The sequence below is a fragment of the Nonomuraea solani genome (assembly GCF_900108335.1).
GTDB classification, from domain to species: domain Bacteria; phylum Actinomycetota; class Actinomycetes; order Streptosporangiales; family Streptosporangiaceae; genus Nonomuraea; species Nonomuraea solani.
Genome location: NZ_FNVT01000002.1, coordinates 866840 through 878994 on the forward strand (window position 1 = coordinate 866840; position 12155 = coordinate 878994).

The following is a 12155-nucleotide window of genomic DNA, read 5'->3' on the forward strand; positions in this document are numbered from 1 at the left end:
GCCCGTACCCCTGAATAAGGTGGTCACGTGGGAAATTACGACGCCTTGCTCCTCCTGTCTTTCGGTGGCCCCGAGGGCCCCGATGACGTGATGCCGTTCCTGGAGAACGTCGTGCGCGGACGGGGCGTGCCGCGTGAGCGGCTGCTCGAAGTGGCCGAGCACTACCAGGGCTTCGGCGGGGTCAGCCCGATCAACGGGCAGAACCGCGACCTGCTCCAGGCCCTGGGCCCGGTGGCCGGCGTGCCGGTCTACTGGGGCAACCGCAACTGGCACCCGTTCGGCGAGGACACGGTGCGTCAGATGAAGGCCGACGGGGTCGGGAAGGCGGCCGTGTTCGCCACCTCGGCGTTCGCGGGCTATTCGAGCTGCCGTCAATACTACGAGGACATCGCGAGGATCTCCGTCGAGGGCGGTCCCGAGCTGGTCAAGATGCGGCACTACGGCGAGCACCCCGGGTTCGTGGCGGCGATGGCCGACCACACCCGCGCGGCGCTGGAGCGGCTCGGCCGCGACGACGCCCGGCTGGTGTTCACCGCCCACAGCATCCCGGTCTCCATGGCCGAGACCGCGGGCCCGTCCGGCGGGCTCTACGAGGCGCAGTTGCGCAGGAGCGCCGAGCTGGTCAGCCGGGCGCTCGGCCGCACCGAGCCGTGGGACCTGGTGTGGCAGTCGCGCAGCGGGCCGCCGCAGGTGCCGTGGCTGGAGCCCGACGTCTGCGACCACCTGCGCAAGATCGACGCGCCGGCCGTCGTGCTGGTGCCGATCGGGTTCGTCTCCGATCACATGGAGGTCGTCTACGACCTCGACACCGAGGCCAGGGACGTGGCGGCCGGGCTGGGCCTGCCGCTGGAGCGGGCGGCCACGGCGGGCACGCATCCGCGGTTCGTCCAGATGGTGCGCGAGCTGATGGACGAGCCCGAGCCGGTGGCGTGCGCGCTCACCTGCTGCCCGCCTCCGCGCCGGCGTCCTCAGGCGTCTCAGGCATAGGTCTTGGCGTAGGCGTCGGCGATGCCCATGACCTTGTTCACGTAGTCCCACGAGTGGTTGTAGAACCAGATCGCCTTGCGCAGCCGTTCGCCGCCCTGCCCGGCCTTGTTGGCGCACAGGTAGTTGGCCGCGCCGGGCACCGCGTCGTACGGGCTCCAGATGTCCTTCTTGCCGTCCCCGTCGCCGTCGACGCCGTAGTGCTTCCAGGTGGCGGGCATGAACTGCATGGGCCCGAGCGCGCCCGCGCTCGACGGCCCGTTGTTGCGCCCGTGGCTGCTCTCCACCTGCCCGATCGCGGCCAGCACCGTCCAGGACAGGCCGGGGCAGCGGGTGGCGGCGGCCTTGTAGAGCTCCAGATAGCTGCCGGGGCGGCCGACGTTGACCTGTTGCGGCTGCTGCTGCTCGGGCTCCTGCCGCTTGACAGCGCGCTCGGCGGCATCGAGCATGACGACCTGGGCGTTCTTGCCGAGCAGCTTGCGCACCCCGGCCTCGCTGATCTTGCCGGGCTTGCCGTGCAGGAGCACCGCGACGCCGGGCGCGAACCCCAGCGACCTGCCCAGGTCGGCGCTCACGAGGCCGTCCACGCCCTTGAGCCCGAGCGGGGCCGAGGCCGCGACGCGCAGCCTGGGGCCGCCGTCCACCTGGTAGACGGCGCCCAGGATCATCCCGAGCCGGCGCATGGAGGCGGTGTCGGCCACCAGCTCACCCCTGGCCAGCGCGCTCCACACGGCGGGCTGGTCGGCGACCGGCTGCGGGGTCCAGGAGCGGAAGTCGGCCGGGTTCACGGCCAGCAGGTTGAGCCCGGTGCCCGACACCTTGACCGCGCCCGCGTCCACCACGATCACCTTCTGCACATGCTTCAGCTCGCCGAGGCGGAACCTGGCCTGCTTGGGCACGGCGCCCGGGGCGACCGCCAGGATGCGCGGCGGTGTCGAGGTCACTCCCGGGCCGCCCTGCCCGAAGTCCTGGACCGGCTCGGCCGTGGGGACGATCTGGTCGAGGCGCGGGGCGGCCGACGGCTGGGAACGCGGCTGTCTGCGTACGGGCTCCTGCGCGGTGGTTTTGACCACGTCGTCGCCCAGGATCAGCACGAGGCCGCCGGCGCCCGCGGTGACCGCGAGCACGGCGATGACCATGAGCATGACCGCACGGAACGAGGGAAGACCGGACACTCGGGACACGTTAACTCACGGCAGCGCCAAATCACTTGCCATTCGGACATACGGTGCGCAATGGTTAGCTGCTTGAGTAAGGGGGAAATGGCGTGGTCGGGCCTTACCGGGGGTTGTTCGAGAGGCCCGGAGTCAAAGCGTTCGTCGTGGCCGGGCTCATCGGCCGGATGCCGATGTCCATGCTGGGCATCGGGATCATCCTGCTGATCTCCACGCTCACCGGAAACTACGCCACCGCCGGCGCCGTCGCCGCCACCTCCAACGTCGCCTTCGCCGTCGCCGCCCCGCTGCTGGGCCGGCTGGCCGACAGGTTCGGTCAGGGGCGGGTGATCCCGCCGTGCGCCGTGCTGAACGCGGCCGCGCTGATCGCCCTGATGCTCTTCGCCGGGTTCGGGCTGCCCGAGTGGACCCTGTACGCCTCCGGCCTGCTGGTCGGCGCCACCTCGCTGTCGATCGGCTCGATGGTGCGGGCCCGCTGGTCCGCGCTCTACGGCGGCTCTGGCCGGCTGCACACCGCGTTCGCGTTCGAGTCCGTGGCCGACGAGGTCGTCTTCGTCACCGGGCCCGCGCTGGTCACCGTGCTGGCGACCGCGGTGAACCCGTACGCGGGCCTGATCGTGGCCCTGGTCTGCATGCTGGGCGGCTGCCTCGCGCTGGCGGCGCAGCGCGGCACGCAGCCGCCGGTCCAGCCGGTCAAGTCGGCGTCGGGCACGCCGATCCTGATTCCCGGCATCGCGCTGCTGGCCGGTGTCTTCCTGGCGATGGGCGCGATCTTCGGCTCGATCGACCTGATCACGGTGGCCTACGCCGAGGAGCACGGGGTGAAGGGGGCCGCGGGGTTCCTGCTGGCCTCGTTCGCGGGCGGGTCGATGGTGTCGGGGCTCTGGTTCGGCTCGCGCAACTGGCGGATCTCGTTGCGGGCGCGGTTCGTGCGGTCGCTGGCCCTGTTCATGGTGGGGCTGGTGCCGATCGTGTTCATCGACCAGCCGTGGATCATGGCGGGGGCGCTGTTCCTGGCCGGTTTCGCCATCTCCCCGACGCTCATCACGGGCTTCTCGCTCACCGAGAGGCTGGTGCCGCCGGCGCTGCTCACCGAGGGCATGGCCTGGATCTCGACCGCGATCGGGTTCGGTGTGGCGGCGGGCGCGGCGGTGGGCGGCAGGCTCACGGAGACGTACGGGGCGAGTGGCGCGTACCTGTTCTCCGTCGGCGCGGCAGTCGTCGCGGTGGTCGTGGGGATCGGAGGTTCGGGTTTGCTGAGACTTCCCGAGGCTGCTTCACCCGCCAAGAGCTGATCCGCTACGGTCGGGACATCCCTCGCAACACCCATCACACTGGAAGCACTAGTTATGTCCCGACAAATGAGTTCACTGCTAGCTATCGCGGCTGTTTGCGTCACCCTCACCCCCGCACCCGCATTCGCCGCTCAGACCCCCAAGAAGGCGCCCGTCGACTGTGAGCAGGTCAAGTGCATCGCCTTGACCTTCGATGACGGGCCCGGCAAGTACGCCGGCACGCTGCTCGACACGTTGAAGAAGTACGACGCCAAGGCGACGTTCTTCCTCGAAGGCCAGTACGTGAAGAGCCGCCCCGCCTACGTCAAGCGCATGGTCGCCGAGGGCCACGAAGTCGGCAACCACAGCTACAGCCACCCCGACTTCACCAAGAGCGAGGCGGCGACGATCAAGAGCGAGATCCAGAAGACCCAGGACGAGGTGAAGAAGGCGGCGGGTGTCGAGCCCAAGCTGCTGCGCCCGCCGTACGGCATGGCCGACCTGCAGGTCTCCGACATCGCCGCCGAGTTCGGGATGCCGATGGTCCTCTGGACCGCGGGCTCCGAGGACTGGAAGACCAAGGACGTCAAGGCCATCCAGAAGCAGACCCTGGCCGTGGCGCAGCAGAACGGCATCATCCTCATGCACGACTGGGTGAAGCAGACGGTCGACGGCATGCCCTCGCTCATCAAGACCCTCAAGAACAAGGGCTACCACCTGGTCACCGTGTCCGAGGTGATCAAGAAGGAGAACCTGGAGCCCGGCGACATCTACCCCGTTCCCGCGGGCTGGGAGAAGTGAGTATCGTTCGCGTCTGACGGAACGAAGCTCTGGAGGGGTGCTCGTGGCCTTCGTCAACTGGGCGGGCAACCAGTCGGGCACCCCGGCGGAGGTGCGGACACCGGCCTCCGTGGCGGACGTCGTACAGGCCGTGCGGGACGCCGCCGCCACGGCGCGGCGGGTCCGCATGATCGGCACGGGCCACTCCTTCACGGGGGTGGCCCTCACCGACGGGATCATGCTGCGGCCCGGCGGGCTGACCGGGATCCGGTCGTACGCGGACGACCGCGTCACCGTGCTCGCCGGCACGCCGCTGCGCAGGCTGAACGAGCTGCTCGACCGGCACGGCCTGGCCCTGGCGAACATGGGCGACATCACCGACCAGACCGTCGCCGGGGCCATCCAGACCGGCACCCACGGCACCGGGCGTGACAGCGGCGGCCTCGCCGACCAGGTCGTCGAGCTGGAGCTGGTGCTCGCCGACGGCTCGGTGGCCACGGTCGCGCCGGGCGAGGACCTGTTCGACGCCGCCCGGGTGGGGCTGGGGGCGCTCGGGATCCTGACGGCGGTGACGTTCCGGGTGGAGCCCGCGTTCCTGCTGCACCACCGGCGGCGCAAGCTGGCGCTGGGCAAGATCCTGGGCTCGCTCGACTCGCTGACCTCGGCCAACGAGCATCTGGACTTCTTCTGGCTGCCGCACACCGACGCCTGCCTGGTCAAGACCAACAACCGGAGTCCCGGGCCCGCGCGGCCGCCCGGGGCGGTGCGGCACTGGCTGGACAACGTGTTCCTGGAGAACACGGTCTTCGGGGCGGCCTGCGCTGTCGGGGGGCGGTTTCCCGATCTGATCCCGCGGATCAACGAGGTCAGCGCGGCGGCGCTCGGGGACTCGGAGGCGGTGGACGTCTCGTACAAGGTGTTCACGGCGCGGCGGGACGTGCGCTTCCTCGAAATGGAGTACGCCGTGCCGCGCGAGCACCTGGCGCAGGCGCTGCGCGAGACGCGCGACCTGATCGAGCGGATGGACTGGAAGATCACCTTCCCGGTCGAGGTACGGGTCACGCCGCCCAGTGACGCCTGGCTGTCCACGGCGTACGGGCGGCCGTCGGCGTACGTCGCCTGCCACATCTACCGGCCGACGCCCAACCCCGCCTATTTCGAGGGCGTCGAGGACGTCATGGCCCGCCTGTACGGCCGTCCGCACTGGGGCAAACTGCACACCAGGGACGCCGCGTACCTGAGCAAGGTCTATCCCCGCTTCGCCGACTTCACGGCCCTGCGCGACCGGCTGGACCCGCGGCGCCTGTTCGCGAACGACCACCTGGACGTCGTGCTCGGCTAGCCCTTCGGTAAAAACCTGTCTCGGGAATGGACCCGAGTGCGTGTCCTGGCGTTCCCGTCACCCGCGCTCCGGGCACCCTTGTAACTCGTGCCCCGACGACTCGGCCTGCCCTCCGTGTACCTCGCCGCGGCCGTGGCAACGGCCGCCACGACCGCCGTCCCTCTCGCGATGTCACCGGCCTCAGGATTCTCCCAGCGCCCCGCACTCTCCGAACCCACGCGGCCGTACATCGTCATGGCCCGCGACCGGGTGGCCGCCCGTGACCTCGTCGGCGAGGTGCGGTGGCGGGTACGCCGCTACTACACCGCGGCGCTGCCCGGCTTCGCCACCTTCCTCAGCGCCGCCGAGCTGGCCGAGCTACGGGACGATCCGCGGGTGCGCACGATCGAGCCGGACCGCCAGATCCACCCCCTGCCGAGCCGCAGACCGGCCCGCCCGCCGTCGTCGCCGGGGGGAACCGGCGCGGGCACCACCGTGTACGTCGTGGACAGCGGGGTGGACGGCGACTTCGGTGACGGCGCTTTTGGTGATCGTGCCTGGCGGGCCTTCGACGCCACCGGTGGCACCGGGCACGACTGCGGCGGCCACGGCACACAGACCGCCGCCCGCGTGCACGAGGCGGCGCCCAAGGCACGGATCGCCTCGGTACGGGTGCTCGGCTGCGGCGGTTCTGGCACGCTGGCCGACGTCCTGGCCGGGCTCGACTGGATCCACCGGCACGCGCGCGGGCCCTCCGTCGCGAACCTGTCCTTCGACGGCGCCGGCTCCCCCGCGCTCGACGCGGCCGCCGGCTCGCTCGTACGGTCGGGGGTCTTCGTGGTAGGGGCGGCCGACGCGGGCGGCTGCCAGATCACTCCTGACGGCCGGGCGTTCTCGGCGTACGCCCCTTACCTCGCGGCGGCCGCCGCCCAATACCTGGAGCTCCATCCAGCCGCGGACCCGGCCGGCCTCGCCTCCAGGCTCGGGTGCGCGACGGCACGTGGCGCGATTCGCCAGAATCCATCGAGGGCCTTTAACCTCCACATACGCAATGGTGGGCTCTAGAGGGATGGATTCTCCAAATGTGACCGGCGTCACATCGCCCCTGGGCTATCCCAGGAAGGCGATGTTCGGACATGCCGGGTACGGTGCTGGCAGGCAACCGGCACACGCGAGAGACTCAAGGGTCCGGGGGAAGAATGGCGACGCTGACGAAGGGACTCGCATGCAGGAGCTCCGACTCGTCGCGGTGAGTGAGGACGGCACCTACCTCGTGCTGGCTACTGCCGGGCGTGGTACGCGCTTCACGCTTCCCGTGGACGACCGGCTCCGTGCTGCCGTCCGCGGCAACTTCTCCCGTCTCGGCCAGTACGAGATCGAAGTGGAGAGTCCGTTGCGCCCCAAGGAGATCCAGGCCCGCATACGAGCCGGAGAGACGGCGGAGGAGATCGCCGCTACCGCCGGGATCCCGGTCGAGCGGGTCCGCTGGTTCGAGGGGCCGGTGCTGCAGGAGCGGGAGTACGTCGCCCAGCAGGCACAGCGCGTGGCCGTCCGCATGCCGGGCGAGGCCGCGCCGGGACCGACCCTCGGCGATCTCGTGGCGGAGCGGCTGACCAGGCGCGGCGTGCCCACGGACGAGATCGACTGGGACTCCGCCAAGCGCGACGACGGCCTGTGGCGGGTCAAGCTCGGCTACGTGTGGAACGGTCACACCAGGCACGCCGAGTGGCTCTTCGACCCGCGCAAGCGGCACGTGACGCCACACGACGACGAGGCCATGCGGCTGTCGTCGGCCGACTTCGACCCCGACCCGTCGGTGGCGGAGGACACCACGGTGACGCCGTTCGCGCCGCGCGTGGCCAAACTGCAGCCGGTGCCGCCGCTCGCCGACGACGCGCTGCCGTTCCCCTCTGTCGTACGCCGTGAGCCGGAGGAACCGGCGGTCGGCTACAACCCGCCGCCCAGGTCCACGGACTATGGCCGCGCCCAGGAGCCACCGCACCGCGAGGCCCCTTTCGACCCCCGCCACGACCAGGCTTTCCGCCCCGACCCCACCAGGGACACGGGCCCCCGCCCAGACTCCACCAGGGAAACGGCCCTGCGCCACGACCCCTCCAGGGAAGGCCCGCGGCCCGACCCGACCAGGGACCCCGGCCATCGGCACGATCCTTCGAGGGAGAGCGGCCGGCCTGACCCGAGCAGGGAAACGGGCCTGCGTCATGATCCCTCCAGGGAGAGCCTGCGGCCCGATCCGAGCAGGGAGGGCGGGCCTCGCCAGGAGCCGCCGTCCCGCGACCCCTACCGGCAGGACCCACCCGCCCGCGAAACCGGCTATGCCCGCCCCGGCGACACCACGTCCCGCCGCGGCGGGTCTTCGCCGTGGCTGCCCGACTTCGGTTCTGGCCGTCCGGCGGAGACCGAATCCATCTACGCCCCGGCCACCCCACCCGCGGGCCGTCCCACCACCGACGACCGATCCGCCCAGGAGCAGGCCCGGCAGTTCCCCACGGAAGAGCCACCCACCACGGCACCCCCTGCCCAAAACCAGCAGACGGCCGCCCCCCAACCCTCCGTCACCCAGCCACAGCACCAACCCACGCCGCAGGCCGAACGCCCGGCCGCCGTCGTCGAGCAACCCACCACCCCGGTCGAGCAGCCCGCTGCCCAGACTCAGCCGTCCGCTGCCCAGGATCAACCGTCCGCGGTCCAGGCGGTCACGCCGGCCCAGACCCATGAGGTCACCGCCACCGAGCCCTCCGCTCCTGAGGCCGCCACCGTTTCACCGGCCTCCACCCCGGCGCACTCGACCACCACCCAGGACACCACCGCGCAGTCGCGGCCCGTCACGGCCCCGGAAGCGGTCATCGAGCCCACTCCCGCGGCCCAGACCCCGGCTCAAGCCGACGCGCCCAAGGCCGAGACCGTCACCACCACGCCACCGGCCGCACCGAGCACCACCCCCGCGGTCACGCAGGCGGGCAACACACCCGCGGCAGCCGCACAGGCCGACACCACGGCCGTCCCGGTCCAGGACGTCACGGCTCCCGACCCGATCGAGGACCGCACCACCGCTGAGCCGGCCCAGGACCGCACCGACACGACTCCCGCCAGCGTTTCGCCTGAGGCGCTCCCTGCGTCCAACGACTCCACCGGCCCGGCTCCGGCCGCCGCCGTAACGTCTCCGTCCACGGAGAGCACCGCAGCAGCGAGCGGCAGCGCCCCTGCGGCGGACACCACGGTCGCGGCGGCCGCGGAAGACACGAAGAGCGCAGCCACACCGAAAAGCGCCGCCTCGGACAACGCCACGACGGCCGACGACGCGGTGGCCGCGACGAGCACAACTGCGACGAGCGCGCCTGCTCAGGGCACGCCTGCGGAAGGCGACGTCTCCGCCACGTCCACCCCGGCCACGCCTCCCGCCGCAGAAGCGGTCACCACGGCCTCACCCGCCGCCCAGACACCGGCCACGGCCCAGGAGCCATCGTCGGCCCAAGCTTCGGCGTCGAAGGAGGCGCCGTCGTCAGGGCAGACACCGGTATCCGCCTCTCAGGCACCAGCCTCGGTCCAGGCACCGCCTTCGGCCTCCAGCCAGGCACCGGCCCCGGTTCAGGCGCCCTCCCCGACCCCGGCGCAGACGCCGTCTTCACCGGCAGCCGCGACGTCCACCACCGCAGCCTCTGCCGAAGTCGCAGCCCCAGCCGCCAAGGACGCCGCGGACGAGGCCGTCAAGCAGCCCGCAGCCGCCACGGAGTCCAAGCCTGAGGTCACCACCCGGGCTCGGACCGAGGCGACGCCCTCCCCTGCCGCCAAGTCGGAAACGCCCACCGCCGAAGCGTCCAAGGCCGCGACCACCACAGTCGAGTCCCCGAAGACCGAGGCCGCCAAGGCGCCCGTGTCCAAGCCGCCTGCCGACGATGCGGAAACCCAGGCGGCGGCGCAGACCGTACCGGATGCTGAGGCGAAGCCCGAGAGCAAGGACGAGCCCACCGCGCCGGAGCCCGAGCCGGTGCGGGAGAGCAAGCCTCCGGCGCCCAAGCCGAAGCCCGCCCCGGCGGCGGTACCTGCGGCACGGGCGGGCAAGGACGAGGCCAAGGAAGACCCGGCGGTGCCCGTCGCATCGCCTCCTCCCGCCCCGGCCGCCCGCCAGGCGCGCAAGGGTTCACGCGGTCGCCGGGCCTCGGTCCCGACCTGGGACGAGATCATGTTCGGCGCCCGCCGCCAGGACTGACCCCAGGGCCCCTCGGCCGCCGAGCGCCAGGGCCCGTACAGGAACGTCCAGCGCCAGGGCCCGAACAGGAACGTCCGGCGCACGGACCGCCACACGCACGTCAGGAGCGCCGCGCTACGTACAGCCACGCGAGCGCGACCTCGCGTCCTCATGACCTTGCGCGCGCATCGACGCGCCTTCGTGGCATGCACTCGACCGCATACCAGCGCCCCTCACCAGCGGCGCCCGGCCTCCTGCCCAAGCTCCCACCAGACCCCTGGCATAGACCTCTTCCCAGGTGCCGGCCCCACGCGCCCCCGGGCTCCGGCTCGACCACGGATCCCCGGTCGCCGATGGATCAGTCCTCAGGCAACGGCTCGGACGAGTCGTTCCGGTTGAGGAAGGGGGCCATCCATTCGGGCGTCACCTCCGCAGGGAAGTCCACCGCCTGCGCCTCGGACACATCGATGGCCGAGTAGCCCCCCTTGCCCGCCCCGACACCGGCGATCAGGGTGAGCACCTTGGCGTTCCGCTGGAACCAGGTCTGCCGCAGCCGCCACCCCACCACGGCCCGCCGTTCGACCACGGCCTGGGCCCGGCGCAGCGACCCCGACCGCACCGTAAGACGTGTGCCGTCGTAGCCGTGCCCGAGGGAGGCGTACCGGTCGAGCCCGAGCGGCACCCCGATACCGGCCAGCAGCAGTGACAGGACCAGCAGGATCCACCACAACGTCGAAGCCGTCAGCCACACCCCGGCGCCGCTCACCGCCGCGACCAGGAGCCACGGGACGATGGCGCGGAACAGGCGGCGGTTGCGCGCCACCGGCGGATGCGGGCGGAGGCCGGCTCGGTAGGGGCCGATCGCGTCGATGGTCACCTGGAGGGCCACGGCACGCGGTACGTCGGGCAGCAACTGCCCCCGCGTCTGCGAGTCGCCGAGCCCGGTCACGATGGCCCAGGCGCGGGCGACCCTGGCCCAGCGTTCGGCGAGGCCCTCCACGATCTCGTAGCCGCGTACCCGCTGCGACTCCAGTGACACGCTGCGCCGGTTGATCAGGCCGCGCTCGGCCACCAGGTAGCCGTCGCGGCGCTTGAGCTCGAAGTTCCAGTTGAAGATCGCGTACATCAGCCCGCCCACGAACGGCATCGCCAGCACGAGCAGCACCGCCACGGCCAGCAGGAGGTAGGGGTGTTCCCAGAGCCATTCGCCCACGCTCCAGGCGGTGTCCTGGCTGACTCCCAGTTCGTCACCCCATTGGAACGCCAGCCCCACCGCGCCGCCGACGAAGGCGAAGGGAGTGAGGAGGTACGCGCCCGAGAGCGGCCCGTACAGGAGCCACTTGCGCGGGACGCGCATGATCGTCTGTTCCTTGGGGCCCGGGGGTTCGGCGACATCCGGTACGTGGGCCGCCTCGGGCCGGGCCGCGCGGCGCAGGAGCACCGACTTGAGCCGTTCGGCCTCCTCCAGCGTGATCCCGTTGAGCTTGGCCTCCTCGTTGTCGCCGCTCGCCCCCGTATCGATCTTGACCACGGCCAGGCCGAGCAGGCGGTGCATGGGCGGCGTGGACACGTCGACGCCCCGGATCCGTTCCATCGGGATGGTACGGATCGAGCGACTGATCAGCGAGCGCTTGGTTTCGAGGCGGTCGCCGACGATCTCGTAGGTGAAGGTGGCCCACCTGACGACCGCGATCACCACGGAGGCGAAGACACCGGCCGCCGCCCAGGCGTACGACCTGGCCGAGAATCCACCCACGAACATGACTCCGACCAGGGGAAGGAGCAGGGAGGGCAACATCCGTACCGGATCGATGAGCAACACCTTCGGACTGAGCCGCATCGGCACCCGCCCAGGCACCGGCCCGACCCACCCTTCGGCCCCGGACACCTGACCTCCCACAGGATCGGCCAACGGCGGTCCGGCGGTTCCGGGTGTCGACCCTCCCACGGGATCGGCCATCGGCGGCCCTGCGGGACCGGCCATCGGCCCTCCCACGGAATCGGCCATCGGCCGTCCTGCGGAACCGGGCATCGGCTGCCCTGCGGGACCGGCCGTCGGGTCTCCCCCAAGCCCAGGCCCGCCCTCCGGTCCGTTCGCCGGCCTTTCTCCGGGCAAGGGCGGCTGCTCCATGCCGGGCGTGGGCTCGGGACCATGCGCCGCTTCGGGCCCATGCGCCGACGCCGGCTGGGCAGCATCGGCGGACGCCGGCTGAACGGCCTCGGCGGAAGAGGGCTGAGCGGGCTCGGTGGAAGAGGGTCGAGCCGACGCCGCAGGAGCCTCTCCGTCAGGGGCGGCACTTCCAGCGGGCCCGGCCGCAGGAGCGTTTCCCTCGGGGGTGGTGTCCGGGGTGGGGTTGCCTGGGGTGGGGTTGCCTGGGGTGGGGTTGCCGTTTGAGGCGGGGAGGGGGGAAGGG

8 protein-coding genes are annotated in these 12155 nt (G+C 71.6%); 6 read left to right on the top strand and 2 right to left on the bottom strand.

All coding sequences use genetic code 11. From position 1 onward, the window contains the following. The first annotated feature begins 27 nt into the window (after positions 1–27). Positions 28–987 carry a ferrochelatase gene (locus tag C4V41_RS09695; protein ID WP_103955413.1) on the top strand — a complete coding sequence of 320 codons (960 nt, stop codon included), beginning with the start codon at positions 28–30 and terminating at the stop codon, positions 985–987. On the opposite strand, the gene C4V41_RS09700 is transcribed toward C4V41_RS09695, so the two are convergent. Beyond that, positions 978–2159 (bottom strand): lytic transglycosylase domain-containing protein, encoded by a 1182-nt coding sequence (locus C4V41_RS09700; RefSeq protein ID WP_103955414.1) that lies wholly within the window; start codon positions 2157–2159, stop codon positions 978–980. The two genes, C4V41_RS09695 and C4V41_RS09700, sit on opposite strands and share 10 nt — an antisense overlap. A 92-nt stretch (positions 2160–2251) precedes the next feature. Here C4V41_RS09700 and C4V41_RS09705 point away from each other — a divergent pair, with 92 nt between their 5' ends. The 5 genes from C4V41_RS09705 (at position 2252) to sepH (ending at position 9762) form a co-directional block, all read left to right on the top strand. Next, the gene (locus C4V41_RS09705; RefSeq protein ID WP_103955415.1) at positions 2252–3454 is read left to right on the top strand and encodes an MFS transporter; all 1203 of its coding nucleotides are present in this window, start codon (positions 2252–2254) and stop codon (positions 3452–3454) included. 66 nt (positions 3455–3520) lie between these two features. Beyond that, a complete protein-coding gene (locus tag C4V41_RS09710; RefSeq protein WP_268808564.1) occupies positions 3521–4234 on the top strand; it encodes a polysaccharide deacetylase family protein in 714 nt (237 codons plus the stop codon). Between the two features lie 43 nt (positions 4235–4277). Further along, the gene (locus C4V41_RS09715; RefSeq protein ID WP_103955718.1) at positions 4278–5555 is read left to right on the top strand and encodes a D-arabinono-1,4-lactone oxidase; all 1278 of its coding nucleotides are present in this window, start codon (positions 4278–4280) and stop codon (positions 5553–5555) included. Positions 5556–5642: 87 nt separating this feature from the next. After that, the gene (locus C4V41_RS09720) at positions 5643–6599 is read left to right on the top strand and encodes a protease inhibitor I9 family protein (RefSeq protein WP_146103603.1); all 957 of its coding nucleotides are present in this window, start codon (positions 5643–5645) and stop codon (positions 6597–6599) included. 160 nt (positions 6600–6759) lie between these two features. Continuing rightward, entirely contained in the window at positions 6760–9762 is a 3003-nt protein-coding gene (sepH, locus tag C4V41_RS64110; protein WP_235030008.1) for a septation protein SepH, read from the top strand. A 337-nt stretch (positions 9763–10099) separates the two neighbouring features. Here sepH and C4V41_RS09730 read toward each other — a convergent pair whose 3' ends face one another. Then, the gene (locus C4V41_RS09730) at positions 10100–11629 is read right to left on the bottom strand and encodes a PH domain-containing protein (RefSeq protein WP_235030009.1); all 1530 of its coding nucleotides are present in this window, start codon (positions 11627–11629) and stop codon (positions 10100–10102) included. Positions 11630–12155: the final 526 nt, after the last annotated feature.